Origin of the sequence: Methanobacterium alkalithermotolerans (genome assembly GCF_018141185.1) — an archaeon.
GTDB lineage: Archaea > Methanobacteriota > Methanobacteria > Methanobacteriales > Methanobacteriaceae > Methanobacterium_F > Methanobacterium_F alkalithermotolerans.
This window is the reverse complement of sequence record NZ_CP058560.1, coordinates 1,453,861-1,479,549: the sequence shown is the minus strand read 5'-3', so window position 1 is coordinate 1,479,549 and position 25,689 is coordinate 1,453,861. Positions and strand designations below refer to the sequence as shown.

Here is a 25,689-nt window from a genome sequence, read left to right as displayed (position 1 = left end):
AATTCAGGCTATGTTAAAATTTTAAGGCTTTTAGCATCTTTTAAAACTAAACCCATATTACCTCTGTACTCATTGACCCTTCCCGTGACTTTTATTCTTTTTTTATCAAAATATTGAACATTAAAACCATTTTTTTCTATTTCATTAACCGTGCTCTCAAAAACCACAATTCTAATTTTACCTGTGCCATCATTTATGGTTAGAAAATATGTATCACTTTTAAAGGCTTTTTCTACTTTTTCCACCAGCCCCTCAATACATACTTCTTCATCCAGCATACCCGGATTAATTTCTATAATTTTAATGCTACGTGGACTTATTTCACCAGCAAAGATTATCATCCCCACCATTCCAATTATGGCAGTTAAAAAAGCAATTTTAAAAAGTTGTTGATCTGTAAGTTGCATTAAAATACCCGGACATAATTTAGTATTACTTTAATTAAAATTAGTATGTTATATTATATAAATTTACCTTAAAAAGTAATAAGATGTGCCCTGATAATTTAAAATAAGTATTATCATTAAATATATTAATAATAATCAGGGCCTCTTGAACATGGAATTTACCCGGGCCACCGTATCAATATCTTCTATACTGAGATCATCCCTGATTCTTTTAACCACCGGAAAGCGGAGTGAGTATCCACTCTCATATTCCGGGCTTTTGACAATCTCACTATATGAAATTTCCAGGATAATATGGGGTTTTACTTTAATCTGCCTTCCCCTTCTTTCTATGGCCAGTTCTTCCATTCGATTTGATAGTTCCAGGAGGGTATTTTCATCCAGGCCAGTGGCCACATGAGCAATGGTTTTTAATTCACCATCATCATCATTTAAGGCCAGTAAATAGGAACCTATCCCGTGCGCTCTCTTACCTTTACCATAGGTACCTCCCACCACTACCAGATCCAGGGATTCTGGTTCAGCCTTATATTTAAGCATTTTCTTACCCCTGATGCCGGGGATGTATGGTGCCTGGGGATCCTTGAGCATTATACCCTCATGGCCTAATTCAATAGATTCTTTAAAAAGGTTTTCTGCATCTTCAATATTATCCCCGGATACTTTTACCTGTTTGGAGAGTTCCACCTGATTATCCATGGTTTTAGCGATTTTTTCCAGAGTTTCTCTTCTTATTTCCAGGGGAGCGTCAATTAAAGGTTCTTGGTAATATAAAACATCAAAAAGATACAGGGTAAGGGGAACACTTTCCATTACTTTCTCAATATCATATTTACGGCGCACTCTCTGGAGAATATATTGAAAGGAAATAGGTTTTCCCTGCTTGGTAACGATTATTTCCCCTTCTACTATAAAATCCTGAGGAGGAAGGGCTTTTTCTATGTACTGGATAACATCCGGCAGGGCATTGCTAATATTCTCCAGTCTGCGGGTGAAAATCATTATTTGAGAGTCCTTGCGGTGAATTTGTACACGTATACCATCATATTTAGTTTCACAATAGATACGCCCCATTTCCAATACCGTTTCCTTAATTCCGTCAGCTAATTGAGCTAACATCGGCTTAACTGGTTTTCCAGGTTTTAGAGATAGTGATTGGAGTCCTTTTTCCCCTTCAGCATGGGCCACTTTAGCCACCATACCCAGATCATTGGTTAGCATGTGGGCTCTTTCCAGGAGTTTTTTATCAACCCCAAATGCCTGTGAAATAGAATCCCGGATAGTTCCTTCGCCTACCCCCACCCTTAATTCTTCCAGAACAGTGCGAGTAATGTATTTTGCTTCCTGAGGCGATGCCAGTGACAATAATTCCAGGATAATATCAATTTTACGTGATTGCGCTTTATTTCCAGAAATATTGGCTAATTTCCTTAAATTAGTATAAACCATTTCTATGGTCAGGGGCTTTGAAAAAAAGGTGGTCTGAGATCTTTTTTTATATAATATTTCAGTGGCAGATCCTATATCTCCCTGATCCCGTATCTGGTCCTCTACTTCCAATGTTGTAACCCCCACTGCCAGAGCTATGGCTTTCATAAGTAATTTAGAACCAATACCCAGCTCCTTCTCACTCCAAACCGGGAAAACCTTTCCCAGTGCCATGATGGTTACTACTGGCAGTAAACCTGTTTCAACCCTGGAAAAGAAATCCGCCAAAATATCGGTTTTTTCCAATCTTTTAGTGGTAGCATCCAGAGCTTCATATACATCTACCAGCACTTTATATCTCATTTCCACTTTTTGTGACATTTAATCCCCAAAATTATTTTATACTATCTATCCCTTGATTATAGAAATTTTATTAGTATTCTTAAAACTAATATGCATTTACACCTTTAATTAATTGGTCTTAAATGCCAAGTTTATATTGTAAAGAAGGGAATTTAATAAATTATTTTATCTTATCTTTAAAAAGCAATATCTTTAGATAAATAAAAAAAATAGTATATTATTTAATAGTAACTAAAAACTCCCTGAACATTAAAAATTATCAGCAATTATTATGGATTCCTGCTATAATTTAAAAGGGGTTGCTTTATCTAGGTAATATTTTAATAAATCACTACCCCACTTTAATGCATGGTGATCGTCTGCCACCAAAAAACGGTTAGGATCATATACTCCATCTGATGAAAATAATCCCATTGCCATAAATTTATCAGTTAAGGTAAGGGAAAGTCTAATATCTTCTTCTAATTCCCATAAGAGAATATTATTAGTATTAAAATCATCTTTAATTTCCCCATGAACTGAAAATATAGTATCTAAAACTCTAGGTGTCACAATAAGTTTAATATCATGTTTAGAACCAGAATTCAATAAAATATCCTTATAAAAAGGATAATAAATTGATGATAAAAGATTTATCTCTTTTGAATTAGAAATTAAGTTATTAACCGTATTGTAAGGCTTCATCAAGTCTTTTGAATCTGATTCCACAACCTGGCTTTTTTTAAGGCACTCCAACCTGTGCAGTAAATGAGGAGGTATGGATTGAATATCATGATTTAAAAACAGGTTTTCAAGTTCCAAAAGAGAATACAGGGACTCCATAACATTAATCATTTTTAATATAACCAGTTCCCCTGTTTGGGACAGAGAATATATTCCAGATTTTCGAAAAATAAGATTTTTATCATCAAGCTGATACATTCCATGAAGAATAGTGGAAGAATTAAATCCTAAGTCTCTCCGGAGTGCTGCCAAATCTTTAGGCCCGTCCTTTAGACTAATCATTATTTTAGAACGTACATCTGAACTTACAAAAAATCTCATATCTACTTTTAAATTGTCATAAAGTTCGATGTATTCATTTTTTGGCAAATTTATGCTCCTCTATTTTAAAATAATTATAGAACTTTGAACCTTTAGTATATATAGTTATACTTAAACTTATTTAAAAGCTTTTATTAACTCAAATAAATAATATACTACCTTAAATTCTAAAAGAGTCCAGTCCAGTAAAAAATAATGAAAAAATTTAAAGTGGTTTAGTCTCACATAAAACGACTGAATCTATCTTGAGATACTTTACAGATGGGACATACTTCTGGTGGCTTTTCACGAGCACATAAGTATCCACAAACTCGGCATCTCCATACTGGAAAATTAAGTGAAGATTTCATGTCTTCAAATCTATTTATGTCCGATTCCAAAGATTTTAATCTGTTATCTAATGAGGGCCTTCGTTCTGGTATAGGAGTTAATTCTTTTTCACCATTTAAGATATCAGAAGAAACGTAAAGGCCACAGTAACATGCCCCAAAATCATTCAAATCCGGATCCCTATAGTCGCAAGGACAGATAATATCCTGATCGTCACTGATATTTCCTGATGCCAGACGACACGGACAGGATTCATACCCGTACCTATCTTTATTAACCAGTATACTTTCTAAAAGCTCTTTGGTGAAGTCTTCATCGGCATTAAGATGATATCCTGATTTTTCGGCATTTTTTTTTAATTTTTTATAATATCTTTCCACCCGATCCTGTTCAACTGGATTTTCACTCAACCTAAGGCCCCCTCAATTGAGGTGCGATCAAATCCAATAATTGCTCTTTCATTATTTATAACCAGTGTAGGGAATGATAAAGAGGGGTTCCATTTTTTTAGATTTTCCAGTGTTTCATCCCTTTCACTGCCCCTGGTTAAATCCACATAGATATAGTCATATGACACCCCCAGCTCATCCAGCAGTAACTTGGTTTTTTTACACCACCCACAGGTGCTTAATGCAAAAAGAATAATTTCTCCTTTTTTATGTCCATCCACATGTTCTAGAGCCATTTTATTCCTCCTTAAAACTGTGTTAATATATGGGGATGTTATTATATATTTTTTAAGATTAGTAATCCGAAAAAATTAGAAAAAGTAAAAAAATAGTATGTCAATCAATAAATAAAGGAGACGGTGAAATTTTAGTCCTCGCGAACTAACCTTAAGGCGCAGTACTCCCCACACATAGAACACATATCCTCTTCTTCCACCGGGCAGCTTTGACGATAGTTTCTAGGTTTTTCACCATCAAATGCCAGTTCAAATTGTCCTTCCCAGTCAAAATTGCGGCGAGCATTAGCCATTTTTATTTCATCTTCCCAGGCATTTTTTAATCCCAAAGCCACATCAGCAGATTGAGCAGCAATTTTTGATGCAATAACTCCTTCTTTAACATCTTCAAGGCCTGGAATTGCCATATGTTCTGCCGGGGTAACATAGCAAAGGAAGTCTGCACCAGAAAATGCCGCCCAAGCCCCTCCAATAGCAGAAGTTATATGATCATATCCTGGAGCCATATCCGTTACAATAGGACCTAAAACATAAAAGGGAGCCTCTTTACAGATTGTTTTTTGAATTTTCATGTTAGCCGAAATCTGATCCAGAGGAACGTGTCCTGGTCCTTCCACCATGCACTGTACATCCACTTTTCTGCCTTCTTCCACCAGACCACCTAAAACAATAAGTTCCTGAATCTGAGGAATGTCCGATGCATCTTGCAGGCATCCTGGTCGAAGTCCATCCCCTAAAGAAAGAGTAACATCATGTTCATAAGCTATTTCCAGCAGGTATTCGTAGTTTTTATATAATGGATTTTCCTGCTGATTATGCATTATCCATGCTGCTAAAAATGCCCCTCCACGGCTTACAATTCCCATAAGCCTATTTGAATTTTTAAGTTTCTCTACTGTATCCATGGTGATGCCACTATGGATGGTCATGAAGTCCACCCCTTCTCTGGCCTGATTTTCAATGGCCCGAAACATGTCATCTTCATCCATATCAATAACTGAACCATCCCGGGAACGGGCAGCGACACCTGCTTCATAAATAGGTACCGTCCCTATAGGAACATCAATTACTTCTAATATTTTTTTACGGACTTCATTTAGAGCAGGCCCTGTGGATAAATCCATTACAGCGTGAGCACCATACTGCACCGCCAGGAGTGCTTTTTCTACTTCCAGATCTATATCCTCTTTCTGAGAAGAAGAACCTACATTGGCATTTATTTTAGTGCTCAGTCCTTTGCCAATACCACAAGGAGATGATTCCCGGTTAATATTCTTTGGTATTACAATTTTACCACTGGCTACGCCTTTTATGAGTTTTTGAATATCAATATTTTCTTTTCTAGCCACATAATCCATTTCAGCAGTTATGCGACCTTTTCTAGCATTTTCCATCTGTGTCAATTTTCATCCCTCAATTTTAATATATGGTGGTGCATACAAATAAGTATATGATAAAAAAACTGCTTGCCCAGGACATGATGATTAAGGATGTAATTGTATCTGCTCCTGAAGATCTGGTAGCAGCAGCTAAGCTCAAAATGGTCAGAGCCAATATAGGGGGAGTCCCTGTAATTAAAAATGGAACCTTAATCGGGCTTATAACTCATAGAGATATTTTATTAGCTGGTAGTGAGGCCCTGAAATTAAAGGTAGAGGATCTTATGAGTAAAGACTTGAAGGTGGTTAATAAAAAAACTCACCTCAAAGATATAAGTAAAATAATGGCTGAAACTGGTTACCAGAGAATTCCCGTAGTAGAAGGCGATAAATTAGTGGGTTTAATAACCCAAAGCTGCATAATAAAGGCTGTTGCTGATTATTTAGATTGATTGGTAGACCTTATGCCTTAGATATTCCATATAGATTAAACAGAAATTAAATCAATGGATCCGGAATTTTAAAATCTTTCTTTTGTTTTAATCCTCCAATGGCATCTATTCTTTTTAAAAGAAACTCTTTTCCTTTTTCAGTGCCAGCATATATGGGTATGGATAATCCTGCCTGAAAAATAGCCTTTTCTTCTGCAATTTCCCGGATGGTTTTAGATGCGCAGGCAGTAATAACATCCGCATGATCAAACATTTTTTGTGCTTCCTGGTCATCCAGGCCGGTGACATGAACCGCAAAAATATAAATATTCACTCCGTCATTTTCTAAGTTCAGTTTTCGTAAATTTACCGCATCTTCCGAAGATGCCACGGTAACTGCAATAGAATTATAGCCCTTTTTTATGGCTTTTTCCACGCCTTTTATTTGATTTATAGTCGCATTTTCTGGATCAAGTACATTATCATATCCCAAACTATTTATTATCTCTTTTATGGGACTGGTACTAATAATACCAGATATTCTTCCCCCTGCACCCTGACAAACCTCCGGATCGGTTATAATTATAGTTCCTGCACCTTCACAGACCATTACCGCGCAGTCAATTATATGATGAACTAGCAGGGTGGATAATGTTTCCGATATACCAAATGAAAGAAAATCTTTCATTTTTACGTCCCGGTGGGGAGTGCACATCCCAAAATCATTTATTCTAAATTCTATGTTCTCTTTTATGGTTTTTTTATCTAACTCTTCTATGCCCCGGTATTTATGAAATAAAGGGCAATATTGGATAAGTGGTTCTCCCACTTCCACCACCTGGCCTTTTTTAACTACAATTTTAGATTTACCCATAGCTTCTAGAATATGCTCATCCATAAAATCACCTATATTGAACTTCTTAATTCAACTATTACAGCAGCGAAGTATTTATAAATTGCTATTTTTAAAATATTTATTTCAGGATAATAGAAAACTTTAAATTATATGAAAACTGACGTTTTATAAGTCACGCGCCGGGGTGGCTCAGCTGGTTAGAGCGCACGGCTCATAGGGTATTAAGCAGTGCTCTGACTTTTTCCTGGGATACCGTGAGGCCGCGGGTTCGAATCCCGCTCCCGGCACTTCACTTTTTAATTTCCAGAAAAATTAAAAGCTTTTTTTATTTATTGCCCAATATTATTATTTATAGTGGTTCTTTTTTATTATTTTTTACAGAATTAGTGAATCAATTCCTTTAAATTATTTTATCGAATTTTTATTTTTCAATATACGAATTCCCTAAAAAATGGAGCTTTTCCAAACAACTTTTTTAAATAAACAGGAAGTATATTAAATTATCATGAGCCATAAAGTATGTAGTTACCCTTATTTAGATAATAGTAGATTTAAATAATGATTTTACAGGTGTTTTTATGCCGAAAAGATACGAAGGAATGACTTACTGGGAAATAGTATCTCGACAAATGGGTATTCTGACTAAAAGTCAGCAACTTAGACTTAAAGATTCTGAAATTACTGTGATTGGGTGTGGAGGGATTGGAGGGGCAGTTCTGGAGATGTTAGTCCGTATGGGCGTAGGCTCACTGCGAATCATAGATAAAGATGATTTTGATGTTTCCAATATAAATCGTCAATTGATGAGTAGTTTTTACACTGTGGGCCAGTCAAAAGCCAGGGTGACCCAGGATATCATTCGTTCCATAAATCCTTTTGTAAAAGTAATGTCATTTGAAGAGGAGTTAGACTCCAGAAATGTGGAAAAAATTGTTAAAGGTAGTACTTTAGTAATAGATGCCTTGGATAATCTTGTTTCCAGAGTTATAGTGAGTAGATGTGCTTTGAAATTTGATATACCATTTATTCATGGAGCCATACATGGTACCATGGGGCAGGTAAGTGTTTTTAACCAGGATACACCTTCTTACGAAGAACTGTTTCAGTTACCTTCCATTGGAAGTAAATTAAATGAAGAAGTGATAGAAAAGTTAAAAGAAATGGGATCTGAAGTTCCACCAGTAATAGGTCCTGTCCCCAATATAGTTGGTTGTTTACAGGCATTTGAAGCTGTTAAACTCATTACTATGGAAGGTGAGCCCATCATGGCCCCTGATGTTTTGATGTTTGATCTGTTAGGTAAGGATCCTTTTTCCATTGTTAAATTCTAAATATATTTAGCTTTTTAGATTTGGAGAACGTAATTTAAATCTTGAAATTTAAAATCAAGTAATTTTAGAATTATTATTAAAATTATATTTAATTCTTATTTTTTTAAAAACAGCGCAAACAATTTCGGATTTAAATTTAAATCCCTGGTTAAAATAAGCAAGTAATTAATTAAGAAATAATGTTAGTATGAAATTAAAAATATTTTATTAATTAAATGTTAAAAAAAAAAAATTAGAGGTTTAAGTCGGTTAAACCGCGTTTTCCCCTCTTTCATTAGTTCTTATACGTACCACATCTTCCACATTGGAAATGAATATTTTTCCATCCCCAATGTCTCCGGTTTGGGCATTTTTTACTATTACCTCTATTAACTTATCCAGATTTTCATCCTTTACAATGACTTCCAGTTTAGTTTTAGGTAATAAATCCACCTTGTAGTTGGATCCCCGGTAACTTTCTGTAATTCCCAATTGTCGACCACGGCCTTTTACTTCGGTGACCGTAATCCCATTGCATTCTGCATCTTCCAGGGCATTTTTTACCTTTTGTAATTTCTCTGGCCGGATAATCGCTACAATTTCTTTCACCAAAATACCTCCTTTTAGTCTTCTTCAGGATAAGCTGATAGATGGTGTTCAGCTAAATCCAAACCTAATTTCTCTTCTTCTGCAGTTACACGTATTCCTCCAGTGAAGTAGCCTATTACTTTACCCAGTAACAGTCCGAAACCGGTACCATAGAGTACCACTACTACCACTGCTATTAATTGGTTTATGAGACTTACGTCTCCACTTCCACCTAATGCCGCTGAACCAAATATACCGGCACATATAGCTCCAATTATACCTGCAGTTCCATGCACAGAGACTACACCACAAACATCGTCAATACCTTTTTTCTCCAGGAATTTAAAGACCAGAGGCACCTGTATACCTGCTATTATACCAATTACCAGAGCAGCAATAGGGCTTACAATATCAGTACCGGCACATATTGCTACCAGACCTGCTACCAGACCATTAGGAGTAAAGAGAACATCCTTATTAGATGCTAAAAGTGCTCCTAATCCCCCTCCCGCCATGGCCAGAGTGGTGGTTGCAGCTACCAGGCCAGATATTTCTCCTACTGCCAGAGAACTACCTACATTGAAACCATACCATCCTACTGCCAGGATGAATGCACCGGACATGGCCATAGGTATACTGTGACCCGGCATAGGTATGGCTTTTCCTTTAACATACCTTCCTATACGTGGACCCAGGGCAATGATTAATCCCAGTGCCAGGAACCCACCCAGAGCATGTACCATTATACTACCGGCATAATCGTGGAAAACCAGAAGTTCTGATCCCCATGGTCCGATGTACACAAATAGGGGGTATAATAATCCCGTGATTATTGCTGAAGCAATTAAGTATGATTTAAGTTTCATTCTCTCCGCAACACCACCAGAAGCAATGGTGGCCGCAGTTGCAGCAAATACCAGACCAAAGAACCAGGTCGCCAGTTCCAATCCATTATCTGCTAAAAATGATGCGGTTCCAAATATTTTACCCCACCAGGCCGTAAATGCTGATGGATCCAGAGATGTGGTAAGTACGTAACCTATAAGTAAAAAGCTCACACATCCAATTAGCCAGTCGGCTACGTTTTTCATCATCACGTTGTTTACATTTTTTTTCCTAACCTGTCCACCTTCCAGCATCAGGAATCCCCACTGCATCATAAACACAAGGGCTCCAAATACAACCAGGAAGAGGACATCATTGGAATTAGCTATGGTATTTAAAGCTGCTACAATGGAGTTTACATCTGTAGCGCTACCAATTATTTCTGCTGTTGCCATTTTGAACCTCCATAATTAAAATTTTTGAAATACAAAGTCAATAGTATGATAATTCTATATTTCGGAGAAAATCAGGCTTCAAGTTTTTGCGGATACCGGAAGCCTTATTCCGATATACTAAAAAAGTTGTCCATGGTATATAAAAGTTTCGGTTAGGGCATTGATCCTGATACCACAATAAAATTTTAATAAATAAATCTAAAATTAAGATTCTTTCTTAATAATTAACAGATATAGATAAAATAATTTGAGAGAATTTCTATTATCTCTTGATTTTTAATTCTTTTAAATTTTGAGGAAGTTGAATTCGTGATTTTAATGTGTTTAATGGGGTTTAGGTATATATTTATATAGTTTTATGGTTATAGGAGTATTATGAAGTCTTTTGAGAATTATTTCATGAATAAGCAGTATGATCGCGTGAAACAGCTGGGTGATAAGCTTGCTGAGATTGATCCTCTTATTGATTGGGAAGCTTTCAGACCTGTTATTCGAGATATGTATTATAATCAGTCTGAACGTGGTGGTAGGCCTAATAATGATGAAATAGTTATGATAAAGATGTTGGTTTTGCAATCATGGTATGGTTTATCTGATCCTGAGCTTGAAAGACAAGCTAACGATCGAATATCCTTTCAAAAGTTCTTAGGATTCCCTGAAAGAATCCCAGACCGTTCCACGGTCTGGGCATTCAGAGAACGATTAATTGATACTGGTAAAGACGAATATATATGGAAAGAACTGCAAAGACAAATCGATTCCAAGGGACTAAAGGTCAAAGAAGGCGTTATACAGGATGCTACTTTCATTACAGCTGATCCTGGTCATCAAAGAGTTAATGAACCTCGTGGACCTGAAGCCAAAACCAGACGTAATAAAGAAGGAGAATGGTCTAAAAAAGGCGGTAAATCCTATTTTGGATATAAATTACATACACTGGCCGATAAGGATTATGATTTGATACGTAGACTGGAAACTACAACGGCTGAGATCCATGATAGTCAAATTGACCTCAGCAAACCTGGTGAAGTAGTTTATCGAGACCGTGGATACTTCGGAGCAGCCTGCAAAGGATATGATGCCACTATGAAACGTGCAGTGCGTGCACATCCATTGGGAATCCGGGATAAAAATCGCAACAAGCGAATCACCCGAAAAAGATCCGCCGGCGAACGGCCTTACGCCGTAATTAAAAACATATTCAAGTCAGGTCACCATTTAGTAACCACTACACTCAGAGTACACACCAAAAACCTGTTTTCATGCTTCTGTTACAACTTACTACAACTAAAAACCCTGCAAAAAATAAACACAACCTAGCGAACGCTAACCCCAAAAAACCCTGAAATAGTGGATAAAATAGAAAAAAAGAACTAAAAAGCCCTAAAAAAATATAAAAATAACTAAAAAATTACAAAACAAAAATAAATAAATTAAAAAAACAAAGTTAATAGAAATTCTCTTGATATACTAAATGGAAATTTCTTTTATTTTCAATTTTAATAATAAAAGTGGCACCAAATTTGTAAGCAAATAATAAATTTTAGGGTTAAGGTAAGTCTATAAGTTAAATGAAAATATTTCAGTATTTTTTAAGAATATATAAACATTTTTTAATAAATATGGGCATATAGTTTTAATTAGAGTAAAGTAAATATAATATATTGAAAAATATTTAAATGTAATCCATAGAATAGCAGTATACTAAGATGAAATATATTACTTAAAACCCCCTGAATGTGGTTTTCAAAACATTTATATGTAAGAAAAAGGAAACATCTTTCCGGCGAAACTTATCTGTAAATCATAGAATTTACGGAGGGAAAATGAATGTCAGATAAAATAGGACAGATAATTAAAAAAATGGAAGACTGCAATGTCAAATTCGTACGTCTTCAGTTCGTGGATATACACGGAACCCCTAAAAATATGGCTGTGCCTCTTTTAAGGCCAGATCAGATAGAAGATATTATAGAAGAAGGACTGTTGTTTGATGGTTCTTCTGTTTCGGGATTCGTTGACATTAATGACAGCGATCTTATCTTAAAACCCGACCCTGATACTTTCTCCACCCTTCCCTGGAGGCCAGATGAGAGAGGTACCTGCAGATTTATATGTGATGTATACTGGCCAGATGGCAAAAAACCTTTTGAAGGAGATCCCCGGTATGTCCTGAGAAATGCTTTAGAAAAAGTAAGAAAACAGGGATATGAATACAATGTGGGACCTGAACCAGAATTCTTCATTATAGATCAGGACGAAGAAGGAAATATAATCCCTCATGATAATGGTGCTTATTTTGATGTAGAACCAGTAGATCAAGGAACTGACTTTAGAAGAAAACTGGTAATGGATTTAGAAGCATTGGAATTTGATATAGAAGTATCTCACCACGAAGTAGCTCCCGGGCAACACGAAATTGATTTTAAGTTTGATAAGGCTTTAAAGACTGCTGATGCAGTAATCACCTTCAAACAAGCCATAAAAGCCATTGTCGACAACATGGGCTACTATGTGACCTTCATGCCCAAACCATTCTTTGGAGAAAATGGAAGCGGTATGCACATAAACCAGTCCCTGTTTAAAAACGGTGAAAACATATTCTATGATCCCGACACTGAAACCCAGTTATCCCAGGAGGCATTGCATTTTACAGGAGGTCTTTTAAAACACTCCAAAGCTCTGGCTGCTGTTTGTGCCCCTACTGTCAACTCTTACAAACGTTTAGTACCTGGATACGAGGCCCCAGTATATGTGGCCTATGGTCTTAAAAACAGATCCACACTTATCCGGATTCCAGCATCACGTGGAAAACGTACCCGTGTGGAGTTAAGAATGCCTGATCCATCCTGTAATCCATATCTAGCTTTTGCTGCAGTTTTAGAAGCAGGTATGGATGGTTTAAAAAACAAGATTGATCCCGGAGAGCCAACTGAAATTGACGTATTTGGAAAGAGTATGGATGAATTAAGCCAGATGGGAATAGATGTGTTACCATCCAGCTTATGGGAAGCATATCATGCCCTGGAAGCAGATGAAGTGGTTAAATCCTCTTTAGGAAATCATGTATTTGAAAATTTCATGAAACTTAAACATAAAGAATGGGATGATTACCGGGTACAGGTCTTCCAGTATGAGTTAGACCGTTACCTATCTATCTAACCCCATTTTTTATACTTATTTTTTAAATTTTTTTATGTTAATTTTAAATACCACCGCCCATAATGTATGGTTGGTGAATAGATGCCAGATGAAACAGACCGTAAGATGATGGAAATTCTGAGAATACTCTCTGAGAAAGAGCAGGTTCTGGGAGCAAAAACCATCGCGGAAGAACTTAAAAAAAAAGGTTATAATCTGGGAGAGCGTGCAGTACGTTACCATATGCGCATCCTGGACGAAAAAGGTTTTACAGAGCGTATGGGATACGCTGGTAGAAAAATAACCGCAGACGGGCATAAAGAATTAAAAAAAGGCCTTGTTTACGATCAAGTTGATTTTATATTTTCTAAATTTGAAAGTATGATTTACCAGACTACCTTAGACCCTTTAACAGGTCATGGTAAAGTGGTGGTGAATACTTCCAGTATTCTTTTAGAAGACCAGGCTATGGAAACCCTGAAGGAAGTATTTGAAAAGGGTCTGGCAGTTAGTTCTTTTGTAAAAATTGATGAACCCTTAGAAGACGATATTTCAAGCCAGGAAATACTGCTAAAAACAGTTTGTGGAACCACCATTGATGGTCTATTATTAGGTGCAGGCATACCGGTAATCCCTCAGTATGGAGGGCTGGTTAAGGTAAAAGATTACATACCCCAGAGATTTACAGAATTGATTGCCTACAAAAAAACTTCCATGACTCCTTTGGAGGCATTCAATGCCAAAGAGATGACTTCCGTTTTGGATGTTGCAACTAGCGGAAGCGGGATGGTTCCTGCCAACTTCAGAGTAATACCTGCTCAATCAAGATCCCGGGCTGTAGAATTATTCCAGAATCTGGAAAAAATAGGAATATCCGGACTTCTTAAAATGGGTAAGGATGGGGAAAATGTTTTGGGAATTCCTGTAGAAGATAACATGGTTGGAATAGCTATAACCGGAGGAATAGCTCCATTATGTGCTGCTAAAGAGGCAGGATTTGCAGTTAATATTAAACTTGCTGAAAATTTACTGGATTTGCAGGAAATGAATAAAATAACGGATGTTAATAATGTTATAAAGTCTTCTGGTCCTGAAACCGGCCACAAAGTTCGTTTTTTATTATCCAAAGCCTGGAATCTTATACAGAATGTTGATTTTGATCCGGAATCACAAAAAGGTCACTTGATTGCCAATATATCTTATGTGGATAATTATGATCTGGATGATGCTCTGGAAATAATCAATAATGTATATAAAATCAGCCCGGAATACTGCACCAGCAGATTCTTTAAAGTGATTTCTCATCCAGATGACAAAAGCAAGAAGGGCATCGCCACTATCTGCAGTTTGAGTGTGGATGGTATTTTAATTAAAAATGGAATTATGTCTGTTCCCAAATATGGAGGAATTTTAGAAATTGAAAAGAAAGGCCCTCGATTTGTAGAACTGACAGCGTATAGTGGTTCTTCTTTGGATCCGCATGAAATATATATTTCCAAGGATATGACTGAAGTAAATGAGTCATTAAAAGGAATAGGGCGTATTTTAGCCAGTTTAAAGGAAATACCCTACCTGGCACGACCCCAGGCACTGGATATTTTAAAGCAAATTGAAGATATTGGGTTATCCATTTCCAAAGTAGGGGAGCCCAGCGAACTGGTCTATAATGCTAAAGTAGAGAGGTATCGGGTAGGGATTGTAACTCCTGGTGGTTTAAATCCCATAGCTGCAATCAAAGAGAAGGGAATAAATATTCAGCCTAAAGCAGTTGAAACTTTACTTGAGCTAAGAGATATGGAGGAATTATAGAGCAATATCTTTTTTATTCATTAGATATTTTCTTAATTCATTAAAAAAGACATGATAATCTTTTTTTATTCCATATGGCATGTTTTAAATAGTTGAATAAATAAAATATAAGCATATATTTATCAGGTGATAACTTTGAAAAAAAAGGAAAATGTTAGTGCTACTTGTGATGAAATTTGCCATTATATTAAAGATGAAGTCAAATCAGGAGATGAAGTACGGTTATCCATTGGAAGAGTATATATTCCTGGGACCGTTATTAACAACAATGAAGGTGTTATTCAGATAAAAATTGATAGTGAGATCATAAAAGGTTTAACCACCATAGATGTTAATAAACTTAAAAAAGATCTGATTGAATTGGAACATGAATGTGCCGACAGTATATGTATTTTAGAAGCTAAAGACGATTAAAGGGTGATATTGTGGAAATGGCTATTCAAGTTCTGGGGTTAATAATAATAAGCTTTGTGGTGGTGTCCTTGATAACTGGTTTTCTTAACAGACATGCCACCGACTGAAATATTATTTTTTTATTATCGATATGTTTATATATGCAGTTCGTATATTCTGATATAAACGATTAAGGAGGTAATCATTTGCCAGTCAAAATTGATCAAGATAAATGTGGTGGAATTAGTTCCTGCCCTGGAGAAGGTTTATGTATAAAATTATGTGAAAAAGGTGCCTTAGAAAGTGATAGCAACCATATAGTTCTTATTGAAGAAAATTGTGATGATTGCGATCTATGTATTCAAAATTGTCCCAATCAAGCAATAGTTAAGGACTGATAAAATGCCTAAAATTGAAAGAAAAGGTAAAGAAACCCGTTGCCTGGAGCATCGAAATTCAAAGTGTTTAGGATGCGGGATATGTGTAGATATATGTCCTACCAATGCTCTGAGAACAGGTCCCTTGTTGCCTATTGCCCGGGGAATTTTGCAAGGAGATTTAGTGGCCATTGATAATAACAAATGTTGTTTATGTGGATTATGTGCTTCTGCTTGCCCTTTTGATGCATTAAAATTTACTATTGATGGTGAAAACAGTCGTAACATGGATATGTATCCTAAATGGAACCATAGCTCTGAAATTGATGAAGAAACATGCATTTATTGTGGAAAATGCAGTACAGCATGTCCTAGAGACGCTATTTTTATGAATAGGACTTTACCTGATAGAAAAGAATTGGTTAGTGGTGAGACAGAAGTAAACCAGGATAAATGTATTTTCTGTGGCATGTGTGAAGAATCCTGCCCGGCAGATGCCATAAATATTGAAAAAATTAATCCCGACTCAAGTAACCCATCTATTGGTACTTCCACAAAGATAAACGAATCTAAGTGCATTTATTGCAGTATATGCCGAAGGATATGTCCTCAAGATGCCATAAAAATTGTTTGCACCACTTGCATGTATTCCGATGAAATTCCTGATCCCCAAATATCGGGTAACATCGTAATGGATGAAGAAAAATGTATAAATTGTAGCTGGTGTCAGGAAATTTGTCCAGTAGAAGCTGCACATATTACCAAGCCTTTTTCTGGAGAAATATTTTTTGAAGAAGAATTTGAATGTAAAGGAGATTCATGCCATGCCTGCGCAGATGTTTGTTCCTGTAATGCAATTAGTATGGTAGATAATCATTCTTATATCAATCCTCAGTTTTGTGTTTTATGTGGGGCTTGTAGCCGAGTTTGTCCACAAAAAGGAATATCTATTAAACGAAAGGATTTAAATCTAACAAATGTACGTTCCAAGGCATGGAATGCCCGTTTTAGTAGTCTTAAATCCTGATATTTCTTTTTTTATTTCTTTTTAATTTTTATTTTAATTGCATCCAACTTTTATTGATAATCGATATGTATAAATATGCATATCGATAATATTATTTTATTTCATTAAAAGGAGGTGAAAATGTGAAAAGCTTTAAAAATAAGTATTTATTTATTGCAATGGCATTCCTTGCAGTAATATCAATATGTGGAACAGTTTCTGCAGCAGAACCATACACCATAGGAGAATTAATAACTCAAGATGCTATTTCTGATCCAGATTTAGGTTATTCAAATGCAGATGACGTTTTATGCATATCAAATGGAGGATCCGCATTCTTAAATGATTTAACCACTGAAAATAGTTTACAGGCCATAATTGACACTACCAGTGAATTACCAAATAGCCAGAAGATAACAACTGGAAAAGGAAATTTAATAGGTCTTTTAGATCCATTAGGCGACTTATCCTTTACATTCGTGGCTAAAAAAGGAACCCAAATAATGGCAAAGCAATACAAAGTCATTAGTACTGATTCTTCATTTACACTCTCTTCAGGAAAACCAGTTGAAATTAGTAGTTACATCAGTTCTTCTCAGTGGAACGAATTAGAACATGTATTTGGAAAAAATTCGTTTGAAATAATCAGCATTGCCAATGCTTGGGCTTCAGGTGCACCAATTGATCTTCTAAAAATAGCGGGATCAAGTGGAGGTGTATCACAAGGACTAATTAGTGGATATGTAATGTCTAAAAGTTTCTATGATAACTATCCTCTGCTAAGTGCTGAAGAGTCTTATCATGTGATTACTACTCCAGGAGGAGGGGATGATAATGTCCCAGAATATTTGCTAGAGTTAAGTCCATTAAAATGGGTAAGAGATAGTAATAGAGTAACTTACTTCAATTACATGGCTATGGATAATGGTAACCCTAATCAAGCCGCTTATATGTGGTGGAACAGATTAACCCAGAACGGTGTTTTGGCTTTAATGAGTTCTTCCCAATTGGAAAATGTTTTCGAAACAGAAAATGGTATCCGCTTAATAAAAGGAACAATCAGCGAAATTCAGTTCAATAGCTGGCTCTTAGATAAATTAAATAATGATCCCGGTTCATTAATACAGGTAGAAATGTTAAAACAAATGAATAAGGATGATTTTGATTATTTATGGGCCAATGGAATTGATATGGACTACCTGGACAATTATATGTCCAATAAAACCCATACCTATCTAATAGAAAACATTGTTACTCAGGTAAACTATGATCAAATGTATTCCATGGGAAAAAATGCCGCTTTAATGGCGCAAAGTGCATTAGATTATCAGAAAGGAGATTCTAATTTAGGAGTAATAAGTTCTGCCGGCTTTGTGCTTTTAAATGGCTATTCAACCCAAGGTGCTTTGGATGGATTAAGCAGCATTACTGGAACTACAATGGATAATCTAATGAATTTGAAAAGAGCGATTTGGCAACCATTATGGTTTACTTTCATTAAAAAAGAATTAAATGGTCAGTTAAATGCAGTGATTGTGAAATATATCAATGGAAATTTAGAAATCAGCCCTGTTTATGATATTTCCGGGGAAGCTTTAAAGAATGATAAACATGCCCAGGCTATGTCTAAAGTTTTTTCTGGTGGCGAAGCAGATAATCCTTATTTCCAGCAGGACTACTATATCATAAGCCTTGCCAATCAGTGGGCTATTCAAACCCCCTACAACTATCAAATATCAGGTGTAGGTGGAGGATGTCCAGGATCTGGTTTATCTCAGGGATATTTAATAGCCAATTATGTATTGACTAATTACCCTTTAGCACCGGGTCAAAAATACATGACAATTAGTATTCCAGCACATTGTAAAGAACAGGTCATAAAAGATTCTTTAGGAGTATCGGCCGCATTAGGAACTTACTATACTATGGGATTATCCAATTATGCTTTGAATCCTAATCTAGCTGGAATATTCGTAATATGGGATGATTTTAGTCAGACCGGTACAGCTCTGCTACTGAATATGGATCGTAGCATTATTAATACTATGCAAGACCAGGATTTTGGGCCTAATAATTATTATTATCGGACCATGTACTGGGCGTTATGGTATATTGAATCAGCATTTCCGGGACAATCAAGGTATGCGGAATCTTTAGATGCATTCAGTGTACTTCGAGAAATACCAATAACTCAAACGGAGTTAAGTAAAATGTTGTCTGCAGGTGGAGATCCGGTATTGTTTATTCAGGAATATGAAATACCCATAAACGATCCCACAGACCCAATCGCAGATCCCACAGACCCTACAACTGACCCAATCACAGATCCTATAGATTCAGGAGATGATTACCTGATAAATCCAGATAATCAGTTAATTGGAAATACAGAAAATGCCTATAGTCAAATCCCTTCAATTGTTAATGCAATTACAGAAAATATCAGCAATGATGAACTATCAACTGAAGCTGCTAATACAAAAACTGACCCTATTACATCCTCAGCCAGTAGTGGTATCCCACTATATACTCTTTTAATTGTAATTTTTATTACAATTATAGGAGTAGGATTGTACTTTGGAAAAAGCAGTGTCATCGCAGCCATTAAAAAATCCGAACGATTAGGTAAGTAGGTTTATCCTGCTTACATTTTTTTATTTTGATTATTATGCGTTCTATTAATAAATTAAGAAATAATAATCCGGATAATTCAATGAATAAGTTCTTCAGTCGCCGCAATCATGTATTTTTATTAAAATCAGGAAGATTTCATTCAGAACCCGTGGTTATAAAATTTTATTCTGAACCCGAACCATTAGAAAAAATTAAAACAGAGAGCAGAATCTTAAATATGCTTCAGAGATATCAAATTAACGTACCTTCTTTAATTTTAACTAACCTTAATTTCATAATAATAGAATATATTCCTGGAACCCCTGTAAGTGAACTGGGATTAAATATTAATAAGGGTTCCTGGATTGTAGCATTAGCAGAATGGATGCATAAAATTCACAACATTCCTTCAAAAAATAAAAAATATGTTTTTTTAAAAGGAGACTGTAATTTAAGGAATTTTATTTATTTTAAAAATCGAATATATGGCCTTGACTTTGAAGAAGAGATTTACGGCGATCCTCGCCTTGACCTGGGAGAAATTTGTTTTTTTATACTGGACGTCCATTCAAAGGATCCGGGCAGATGGGAAATGATTAAAAAATTCATAACAGCCTATGAAAATTGTTCTGGAAACAAAATATCCCACTTAGAAAAATTCATTAATCAAAGTTTCAAAAATGCCAAAAAAAGAAGAAAATTAAAAAAAGATAGTTTAGAGCACTAGTACTATTTTTTAGCTACCATGACTTCACTGGATTTGATAATAGCCATTACTTCTTCGCCTTCAGTTATCTTCAATTCTTCCACAGATTCTTTAGTTATAGTGGCCGTTATAGTGTGGGGAGCTTCTACTTCGATTTTTATAGTAGCATTTACCGCACCAACATCCACCTTAACCACTTTCCCTTTTATTGCATTTCTGGCACTAATTTGCATTTTATACACCATTTATAATTATGTTTAGTGAAGGATATAAAATTATTTTTACATCATCACAAGGCGATATGTATAAATATTACATGTCGAAAATATATAGTTTTAATATGACAGGAGGTATTAAATGAATAACCGACTATTAGCAGCAGTTTTAATATTAATAGTGGTTTTACTGGGTGTTGGAACCTATGTATACAGTGGTGCAATGGATGGAAAAGAGGTCCTTGTTGTAGCCACCACCACCAGCTTAGAAGACACTGGATTATTAGAAGAAATAGAAGCCGCATTTGAAGCAAAGTACCCTAACATTGATATGCAAGTAATATCTGGTGGTACCGGTATAGCCATCGAATATGGTAAAAATGGTGATGCAGATATAATTCTGGTGCATGATAAAGCCCGTGAAGAAGAATTAATTGAAGAGGGGATAGGAACTAAAAGAAATCCTTTTGCTTACAATTATTTCTACATCGTGGGGCCTTCCAATGACCCCGCCGATATAAAAGGCATGGATGCAGCTGAAGCATTTGAAAAAATACAGGAAGAAGGTGAAAAAGACCCTGAAGCCGTTGAATTTATATCCAGAGGAGATGATTCAGGTACCCACTCCCGTGAGAAAAAAATCTGGAAAGCCGCAGGACTCGATTATAACAATACCGTCCAGAATGCTCCATGGTATGTGGAAAGTGGTAAGGGAATGGGGGATACTCTAACCATAGCTGATGAAAAGCAAGCCTACACCATATCAGATTCTGGAACATTTTTAGCCTTTAAAGATAAAATAAGTCTGGAGGCCCTTATTACAGAAAGCCCTGATTTATTAAATGTTTATTCTGCTATCCCTATGAACCCCGATAAGGTTTCTACTACCAATAATGATGCTGCCAACAAGCTGGTTGAATTTTTACTATCCAGTGAAGGACAGAAGATTATTGCAGAGTTTGGAGTAGAAGAATACGGTCAAAATTTGTTTACTGCATTAAATGGTGGTCCAGAGCCTACTGCATTATTTAGTTCATTTTTAGTAGGACAATCTGAACTAGCAGCTTAAATATATTTAAATAAAAGGGAAATCATATCCCTTTCTAACTTTTTTTATTAAATTAGCTTTTTGGTGATTTTGTTGAGCCCTGTTATAGACGGTATTTATCAAGCTATTAATCTCATAATCACATTAGACCCGGAAATGGTCGAAATTACATTGCGTACTCTATATATTTCCTTATCTTCTACCCTGGTTGCCACCTTAATCGGAGTTCCCCTGGGAGGATTGATTCATTTCAAAGCATTTAAGGGTAAAAGAGGACTAATAAATATGATTCAGACCCTTTATAGTGTGCCTACCGTGCTGGTGGGGCTTTTTGTGTTTCTTTTGTTATCCCGTTCAGGTATATTTGGTGGATTCAACCTATTGTTCACCCCCACCGGTATGATTATTGGTCAAAGTATACTTATACTTCCTTTACTGGTTGGATTTACCATTAACTCCTTAAGTGGAGTTCAAAAAAATATAGAAGACCTGGCCTTATCTTTAGGGGCAAGTGATTTTCAGACCATTTACACCATTATGAAAGAAGCCCGTTACGCCCTTATAGGTGCTATAATACTGGGTTTTGGTCGGGCTATATCGGAAGTGGGAGTGGCTTTGCTCATAGGTGGAAATATAAGAGGATTCACCAGAGTCATAACCACTACCATATCTCTTGAAACTTCCAAGGGGAATATAGCTCTTTCAATAGCGTTAGGAATAATTTTACTGGTTATTGCACTTATAATCAACCTGATACTGAATTACATCCAGGAGAAATAGTATGTACCTGCTGGAAATAGAAAATCTGAATAAAAAATATGGATCCAAAACTATTCTAGAGGATATCAATTTAAAGGTAAAAACCGGGATCAACCTGGGATTGATTGGTCCTACCGGCTGTGGTAAAACGACTTTATTGCGTCTAATTGATCTTTTAGAAACTCCATCATCAGGTAAAATCATATTTGATGGCCATGAAATTTCAAAAAAAAAAAGAAATCTGCATATTCGTCGTAGAATGGGGATGGTATTCCAAAAGCCCCTGGCCTTTAAAGGAACCGTATATGATAATGTAGCATATGGATTGAATATCAGAGGTTATGATAAGGAATATATACAAAATAAGGTTTACCAAAATTTAGAATTACTGGGAATGGAAGATTATGCGCATCAAAATGCAAGTAGCCTTTCCGGGGGTGAATCTCAAAGAATGGCCCTGGCCAGAGTGCTAGTTACCGAACCAGATTTAGTTCTTCTGGATGAGCCTACTTCCAACCTGGATCCCCTGTCCCGTGAAAAAATAGAGTCCTTAATTCTGCAACTTAAAAAAGAAAGGGATACCACCATAATTATGACCACCCACGATCTGGTTCAGGGCCAGCGCCTTTCAGATGAAATTGCCATATTAAATCAAAAAATTTTCCAGATAGGAAAACCTGAGGATGTTTTTAGAAAACCTAAAAATCAATTTGTGGCGGACTTTGTAGGCGTGAAAAATGTAATTAAAGGCCATGCCCGTAAAGAGCCACAAGGATTGACACTTATAAAAAGTGGAAATATCGACATTTATTCCTCAGAACAAATAGAAGGCGAGGTATTTGTATCAATACGTCCTGAAGATATTACTTTATCATGTAATAAAGTTAAAACCAGTTCTTTGAATGAAATAAAAGGAAAAGTGGTTGAAATTATAGATGAAGGGGCTCTTATCCATCTTAAAATAGAAGCAGAAAAAGAATTATTCACAGTTTATATGACCCGCAAGTCCTTCCTGGATATGAAAATCAATATCGGATCTGAACTATGGATGGAATTCAAAGCAACTGCAGTTCATCTTTTTCAGTGAAAATATGAATTAATACCTATACATAAAATCAGAGAAAATATGAATTAAAAGAGATTATTCTCTTTATTTTTAAATAAGACTTAATTAAATTTTAGAAACGATAATCAACGCGTGTTTTTATTTAATCTTCATTTAATAATTAAAGTAGCAAAGGAGATATCCATTATCATTATGCATTTTAAATAGAAATTTAAAGAGATACCTCATTAATTCCTTTTGACTGCTTTTAAGCACCCATTTATATGTTCTACAAATAAAACCGGTCTTCCATTTACCGGACAGGGTTTAACTGATTTATTCTCTTCATTGAAAATATCTCCTTCGAGTATCTGCTGTCCGTCTGTAGTGAAAATCGCTTCCACACCTGCTTTTAGTAAGTTTTCCACGCTTTGCGTGCCAGTAAGTTCCCTTATATTTCCAATTTGTAAAAATCTTCCATCATTTTTATTAAAGGCCAGGCCAACACCTGCCAATGCTCCAATTACCCCATCTTCAGTTCCTCCCAAACCTTCCAAAAGTATTCCTAAATTCCCAGCCAGTAACCTGGCCTTTTCCTGATTTAAAATAGTAGACTTGGCATCGATTCCATAAGCCACTAGTGGAGGTAAAATTTGGCTATGGTGAGCTACTACTAAACCAGGGTCACTGCCTTCAATAAAATCATTAAGTATTTCTTCCCGAGCTAGTTTGAAGAGGTGGGGAACCAGTTCTTCATCTTCTGATTCGACATGGATAACCCCGCAGCTGTTATGGGAAGTATAGGGTATGTCCGGATGATAATAAAGCTGATGTCTGGTTACACCTTTTACCGGACATATATTAGAAATTTCGGCAGCTATTGCTCTGGTTAGTCTTCCTGTTCCTCTAGAATTTAAATTATCAGTATCATCTATTCCAATGTATATACTCATTTTAATCCCCTGATTATTGATTATTAAAACAATAAATCGACTAATCATAATCCATCCCCCTGAGATAGGATGATAGATTCCCTGTTATTAAAATTTTTAAATGGGCCTTAAAAGAATTTAAGAGGCAAAGTATTCCCCGTATGTATTCCCATTGCGAAGAATTTATTAATTCCGTGCATTTTCTTAGTTAGAGTAGATAGTTAACTTGCTTTGTCATTTTCATGATTTAGAAGAATCCTGTTTGGATATGGCTCAAATAATCTTATCAAATTTAGTATTAATCCATAAGAGGTATGTTTCATAAACAACCCTCCGGGTTATAATCAAGTACATCATGAAATTAAAGAGTTTATTAGTCAATTTTGATTAACCCGGGGCTACTCTTAAAATCCATGACCCTCTATTGAAAACTAAAACCGTGAAAGTTGTAAATAATATTATTATCCCCTGACTCCTTTGAAATATCCTACTAATATTAGTAGCGAGAATATAAATCCGGTTATTATGGCATAGATTGATCCGGGATCATTAGAGGGAGTTGAAGAAGTATCATTAGTTACTTCATATGCTTTTCCTTCATTTTGAAGATTGCTCAAGTCCTTTAAAGTTTCCAAACCACCTTTTGATGTGGTATTTTTAAGTTCGTTGATGATGGCTTGATTATTGCCCGTGCTACTATTTCCTCCAGTCATGTTGCCAGTTCCATTTCCCGTGGCATTCCCATTCCCGCTTTCTTCGATTATTTCAATTCTCAAGGTAGAGCTGGCCGTGCCAGGTTTTTGAAAATTAGTATCAGTAGATTCTGGTTCAATACTCAAATATCTTGCATTGGCAATCAGATTTTTCCCCTCCGCAGAAGGTAGTACCTTTGCAGTGAGATAGAGATATTTAACTCCCCCCAATCGGGAAGTTGTTCTTAAATTTCCCACATCCCATACTCCCGCAGCGGAGTAAAGTGCCTTACTAGTATCAGTTGCATGTGATAAATACTGTAAGCCTTCGGGCAAGGGTACTAAAACCATTATATTGGTTAAATCTATATTTCCATCATTGATAATAGCAACAGTGATAATTACTGTATCTCCTACTTTTGCTTCACTTCTATCAAAATTGATGCTAATTTTAGCACTGGCTTTTCCACTGCTGGTTCCATTAGAAGTTTCATTTATACTGTCTGATTCTGATGCGAAAGTCAATCCAGATATGGAGGAGACTATTATTATGATTAATAAAAACTTAATTATTGATTTATTCATTCATTCAACCCCAATTTGATTAATTAAAGGAATAGTTGAATCTATAATAAGTTTTAACATCTTTTTAAGTTGATTTTGTTTCATCTACCTTCTCCTCATTTAAATTATGCAAAATTCTCCATGAGTATTATTTTAGTTTTTTAGTAATGTATATATATACATATCGATACTGATAATTTATATGATAAAGTGATTTAAGGCATTCATTGTGTAAAATAAAGTTAAATTTCAATAAGTTTATAAATTCATATCGATAAGAAAAATCTATTT

25 protein-coding genes and 1 tRNA gene are annotated in these 25,689 nt (G+C 35.7%); 14 read left to right on the top strand and 12 right to left on the bottom strand.

Going from position 1 to position 25,689, the window contains the following annotated elements:
- Positions 1-8 precede the first annotated feature (8 nt).
- The 6 genes from HYG87_RS07270 to thiC all read right to left on the bottom strand — a co-directional run bounded on the left by HYG87_RS07270 (position 9) and on the right by thiC (position 5,660).
- Positions 9-407: an OB-fold nucleic acid binding domain-containing protein gene (locus HYG87_RS07270; protein ID WP_211532527.1), complete on the bottom strand. Its 399-nt coding sequence runs from the start codon at positions 405-407 to the stop codon at positions 9-11.
- Between the two features lie 135 nt (positions 408-542).
- Positions 543-2,198, bottom strand: coding sequence for an ATP-dependent DNA ligase (locus tag HYG87_RS07265; RefSeq protein WP_211534252.1), 1,656 nt, complete (start codon positions 2,196-2,198; stop codon positions 543-545).
- 282 nt (positions 2,199-2,480) lie between these two features.
- Positions 2,481-3,290: a helix-turn-helix transcriptional regulator gene (locus HYG87_RS07260; RefSeq protein ID WP_211532526.1), complete on the bottom strand. Its 810-nt coding sequence runs from the start codon at positions 3,288-3,290 to the stop codon at positions 2,481-2,483.
- Positions 3,291-3,463: 173 nt separating this feature from the next.
- A complete protein-coding gene (locus HYG87_RS07255) occupies positions 3,464-3,982 on the bottom strand; it encodes a ferredoxin-thioredoxin reductase catalytic domain-containing protein (protein WP_211532525.1) in 519 nt (172 codons plus the stop codon).
- Positions 3,979-4,257: a glutaredoxin family protein gene (locus HYG87_RS07250; protein ID WP_211532524.1), complete on the bottom strand. Its 279-nt coding sequence runs from the start codon at positions 4,255-4,257 to the stop codon at positions 3,979-3,981. Before HYG87_RS07250 ends, HYG87_RS07255 begins: the two co-directional genes overlap by 4 nt.
- A gap of 131 nt (positions 4,258-4,388) precedes the next feature.
- Positions 4,389-5,660 carry a phosphomethylpyrimidine synthase gene (gene thiC / locus HYG87_RS07245; protein WP_211532523.1) on the bottom strand — a complete coding sequence of 424 codons (1,272 nt, stop codon included), beginning with the start codon at positions 5,658-5,660 and terminating at the stop codon, positions 4,389-4,391.
- A gap of 47 nt (positions 5,661-5,707) precedes the next feature.
- Here thiC and HYG87_RS07240 point away from each other — a divergent pair, with 47 nt between their 5' ends.
- Positions 5,708-6,088 (top strand): CBS domain-containing protein, encoded by a 381-nt coding sequence (locus HYG87_RS07240; RefSeq protein ID WP_211532522.1) that lies wholly within the window; start codon positions 5,708-5,710, stop codon positions 6,086-6,088.
- 46 nt (positions 6,089-6,134) lie between these two features.
- Here HYG87_RS07240 and HYG87_RS07235 read toward each other — a convergent pair whose 3' ends face one another.
- Positions 6,135-6,965 carry a methanogenesis marker 8 protein gene (locus HYG87_RS07235; protein WP_211532521.1) on the bottom strand — a complete coding sequence of 277 codons (831 nt, stop codon included), beginning with the start codon at positions 6,963-6,965 and terminating at the stop codon, positions 6,135-6,137.
- Between the two features lie 136 nt (positions 6,966-7,101).
- Between HYG87_RS07235 and HYG87_RS07230 the strand changes: the two genes are divergently transcribed.
- Positions 7,102-7,210 (top strand) — tRNA-Met (locus tag HYG87_RS07230).
- 291 nt (positions 7,211-7,501) lie between these two features.
- The gene (locus tag HYG87_RS07225) at positions 7,502-8,254 is read left to right on the top strand and encodes a HesA/MoeB/ThiF family protein (protein ID WP_211532520.1); all 753 of its coding nucleotides are present in this window, start codon (positions 7,502-7,504) and stop codon (positions 8,252-8,254) included.
- A 249-nt stretch (positions 8,255-8,503) separates the two neighbouring features.
- Here HYG87_RS07225 and HYG87_RS07220 read toward each other — a convergent pair whose 3' ends face one another.
- Both HYG87_RS07220 and HYG87_RS07215 read right to left on the bottom strand, forming a co-directional pair.
- A complete protein-coding gene (locus HYG87_RS07220) occupies positions 8,504-8,842 on the bottom strand; it encodes a P-II family nitrogen regulator (protein WP_211534249.1) in 339 nt (112 codons plus the stop codon).
- 14 nt (positions 8,843-8,856) lie between these two features.
- Positions 8,857-10,101, bottom strand: coding sequence for an ammonium transporter (locus HYG87_RS07215; RefSeq protein ID WP_211532519.1), 1,245 nt, complete (start codon positions 10,099-10,101; stop codon positions 8,857-8,859).
- 375 nt (positions 10,102-10,476) lie between these two features.
- Between HYG87_RS07215 and HYG87_RS07210 the strand changes: the two genes are divergently transcribed.
- The 8 genes from HYG87_RS07210 (at position 10,477) to HYG87_RS07175 (ending at position 20,164) form a co-directional block, all read left to right on the top strand.
- Complete coding sequence (locus HYG87_RS07210; RefSeq protein ID WP_211532421.1) at positions 10,477-11,421, top strand: IS5 family transposase; 945 nt, start codon at positions 10,477-10,479, stop codon at positions 11,419-11,421.
- 510 nt (positions 11,422-11,931) lie between these two features.
- A complete protein-coding gene (gene glnA, locus HYG87_RS07205) occupies positions 11,932-13,263 on the top strand; it encodes a type I glutamate--ammonia ligase (RefSeq protein ID WP_211532518.1) in 1,332 nt (443 codons plus the stop codon).
- Between the two features lie 81 nt (positions 13,264-13,344).
- Positions 13,345-15,051, top strand: coding sequence for a DUF128 domain-containing protein (locus HYG87_RS07200; protein WP_211532517.1), 1,707 nt, complete (start codon positions 13,345-13,347; stop codon positions 15,049-15,051).
- 126 nt (positions 15,052-15,177) lie between these two features.
- Positions 15,178-15,465, top strand: a complete 288-nt coding sequence (locus HYG87_RS07195) for a DUF2097 domain-containing protein (protein ID WP_249164824.1) — start codon at positions 15,178-15,180, stop codon at positions 15,463-15,465.
- A gap of 185 nt (positions 15,466-15,650) precedes the next feature.
- On the top strand, positions 15,651-15,842 hold the full coding sequence (locus tag HYG87_RS07190) for a 4Fe-4S binding protein (RefSeq protein ID WP_211532515.1): 192 nt from the start codon (positions 15,651-15,653) through the stop codon (positions 15,840-15,842).
- A gap of 4 nt (positions 15,843-15,846) precedes the next feature.
- Complete coding sequence (fwdF, locus tag HYG87_RS07185; protein WP_211532514.1) at positions 15,847-16,848, top strand: tungsten-dependent formylmethanofuran dehydrogenase subunit FwdF; 1,002 nt, start codon at positions 15,847-15,849, stop codon at positions 16,846-16,848.
- 122 nt (positions 16,849-16,970) lie between these two features.
- Positions 16,971-19,457: a hypothetical protein gene (locus HYG87_RS07180; RefSeq protein ID WP_211532513.1), complete on the top strand. Its 2,487-nt coding sequence runs from the start codon at positions 16,971-16,973 to the stop codon at positions 19,455-19,457.
- A gap of 35 nt (positions 19,458-19,492) precedes the next feature.
- On the top strand, positions 19,493-20,164 hold the full coding sequence (locus HYG87_RS07175; RefSeq protein ID WP_211532512.1) for a BUD32 family EKC/KEOPS complex subunit: 672 nt from the start codon (positions 19,493-19,495) through the stop codon (positions 20,162-20,164).
- Between the two features lie 2 nt (positions 20,165-20,166).
- On the opposite strand, the gene HYG87_RS07170 is transcribed toward HYG87_RS07175, so the two are convergent.
- A complete protein-coding gene (locus tag HYG87_RS07170; RefSeq protein WP_211532511.1) occupies positions 20,167-20,376 on the bottom strand; it encodes a TOBE domain-containing protein in 210 nt (69 codons plus the stop codon).
- Between the two features lie 124 nt (positions 20,377-20,500).
- On the opposite strand from HYG87_RS07170, the gene HYG87_RS07165 reads away from it, so the two are divergent.
- The 3 genes from HYG87_RS07165 (at position 20,501) to HYG87_RS07155 (ending at position 23,252) form a co-directional block, all read left to right on the top strand.
- Positions 20,501-21,427: a substrate-binding domain-containing protein gene (locus HYG87_RS07165; RefSeq protein ID WP_211532510.1), complete on the top strand. Its 927-nt coding sequence runs from the start codon at positions 20,501-20,503 to the stop codon at positions 21,425-21,427.
- A 72-nt stretch (positions 21,428-21,499) separates the two neighbouring features.
- Positions 21,500-22,186, top strand: a complete 687-nt coding sequence (locus tag HYG87_RS07160) for an ABC transporter permease (protein WP_211532509.1) — start codon at positions 21,500-21,502, stop codon at positions 22,184-22,186.
- Between the two features lies 1 nt (position 22,187).
- On the top strand, positions 22,188-23,252 hold the full coding sequence (locus HYG87_RS07155) for an ABC transporter ATP-binding protein (protein WP_211532508.1): 1,065 nt from the start codon (positions 22,188-22,190) through the stop codon (positions 23,250-23,252).
- A 206-nt stretch (positions 23,253-23,458) separates the two neighbouring features.
- On the opposite strand, the gene HYG87_RS07150 is transcribed toward HYG87_RS07155, so the two are convergent.
- Both HYG87_RS07150 and HYG87_RS07145 read right to left on the bottom strand, forming a co-directional pair.
- A complete protein-coding gene (locus HYG87_RS07150; RefSeq protein ID WP_211532507.1) occupies positions 23,459-24,163 on the bottom strand; it encodes an ABC transporter substrate-binding protein in 705 nt (234 codons plus the stop codon).
- Between the two features lie 440 nt (positions 24,164-24,603).
- Positions 24,604-25,419, bottom strand: coding sequence for a DUF11 domain-containing protein (locus tag HYG87_RS07145; RefSeq protein WP_211532506.1), 816 nt, complete (start codon positions 25,417-25,419; stop codon positions 24,604-24,606).
- Between the last annotated feature and the right edge of the window lie 270 nt (positions 25,420-25,689).

What these genes read in the sequence shown, in the direction of transcription:
- HYG87_RS07270 (WP_211532527.1), bottom strand. Translation starts at nt 407, where the DNA reads ATGCAACTTACAGATCAACAACTTTTTAAAATTGCTTTTTTAACTGCC.
- HYG87_RS07265 (WP_211534252.1), bottom strand. Translation starts at nt 2,198, where the DNA reads ATGAGATATAAAGTGCTGGTAGATGTATATGAAGCTCTGGATGCTACC.
- HYG87_RS07250 (WP_211532524.1), bottom strand. Translation starts at nt 4,257, where the DNA reads ATGGCTCTAGAACATGTGGATGGACATAAAAAAGGAGAAATTATTCTT.
- HYG87_RS07240 (WP_211532522.1), top strand. Translation starts at nt 5,708, where the DNA reads ATGATAAAAAAACTGCTTGCCCAGGACATGATGATTAAGGATGTAATT.
- HYG87_RS07235 (WP_211532521.1), bottom strand. Translation starts at nt 6,965, where the DNA reads ATGGATGAGCATATTCTAGAAGCTATGGGTAAATCTAAAATTGTAGTT.
- HYG87_RS07225 (WP_211532520.1), top strand. Translation starts at nt 7,502, where the DNA reads ATGCCGAAAAGATACGAAGGAATGACTTACTGGGAAATAGTATCTCGA.
- HYG87_RS07215 (WP_211532519.1), bottom strand. Translation starts at nt 10,101, where the DNA reads ATGGCAACAGCAGAAATAATTGGTAGCGCTACAGATGTAAACTCCATT.
- HYG87_RS07210 (WP_211532421.1), top strand. Translation starts at nt 10,477, where the DNA reads ATGAAGTCTTTTGAGAATTATTTCATGAATAAGCAGTATGATCGCGTG.
- glnA (WP_211532518.1), top strand. Translation starts at nt 11,932, where the DNA reads ATGTCAGATAAAATAGGACAGATAATTAAAAAAATGGAAGACTGCAAT.
- HYG87_RS07200 (WP_211532517.1), top strand. Translation starts at nt 13,345, where the DNA reads ATGCCAGATGAAACAGACCGTAAGATGATGGAAATTCTGAGAATACTC.
- fwdF (WP_211532514.1), top strand. Translation starts at nt 15,847, where the DNA reads ATGCCTAAAATTGAAAGAAAAGGTAAAGAAACCCGTTGCCTGGAGCAT.
- HYG87_RS07175 (WP_211532512.1), top strand. Translation starts at nt 19,493, where the DNA reads ATGCGTTCTATTAATAAATTAAGAAATAATAATCCGGATAATTCAATG.
- HYG87_RS07170 (WP_211532511.1), bottom strand. Translation starts at nt 20,376, where the DNA reads ATGCAAATTAGTGCCAGAAATGCAATAAAAGGGAAAGTGGTTAAGGTG.
- HYG87_RS07165 (WP_211532510.1), top strand. Translation starts at nt 20,501, where the DNA reads ATGAATAACCGACTATTAGCAGCAGTTTTAATATTAATAGTGGTTTTA.
- HYG87_RS07155 (WP_211532508.1), top strand. Translation starts at nt 22,188, where the DNA reads ATGTACCTGCTGGAAATAGAAAATCTGAATAAAAAATATGGATCCAAA.
- HYG87_RS07150 (WP_211532507.1), bottom strand. Translation starts at nt 24,163, where the DNA reads ATGAGTATATACATTGGAATAGATGATACTGATAATTTAAATTCTAGA.
- HYG87_RS07145 (WP_211532506.1), bottom strand. Translation starts at nt 25,419, where the DNA reads ATGAATAAATCAATAATTAAGTTTTTATTAATCATAATAATAGTCTCC.